Below are 236 nucleotides of genomic sequence, written 5' to 3'. Positions count from 1 at the left end.
CGGGAGGTGCCCTGTGACGAGGAGAAGCTGATCGAGGCCGTCGACCTGGCCAACCGGGACCACGGCGGCACGCTCAAGCTGGCGCCGAAGTGCACCTACGAGCTCAGCTTCGCCGACAAGAAGTCCGGCACCGGCCTGCCCACGATCAAGCAGGAAATCACGATCAAGGGCAACGACGCCACCATCAAGCGCGACTCCGAGGACGCCTTCCGGATCTTCCGGGTCGCCGACGGCGG

The 236-nt window shown here is 66.5% G+C and carries 1 pseudogene; it reads left to right on the top strand.

The window, feature by feature from the left end:
- A pseudogene (locus tag EFE23_RS28370) lies at positions 1–236 on the top strand (hypothetical protein); the annotation flags it as partial.

Source organism: Micromonospora solifontis, from assembly GCF_003725545.1.
In the GTDB taxonomy this organism is placed as follows: domain Bacteria; phylum Actinomycetota; class Actinomycetes; order Mycobacteriales; family Micromonosporaceae; genus Micromonospora; species Micromonospora solifontis.
Note: the sequence above shows the minus strand (reverse complement) of the source record. Positions and strands in the feature narration are given on the sequence as shown.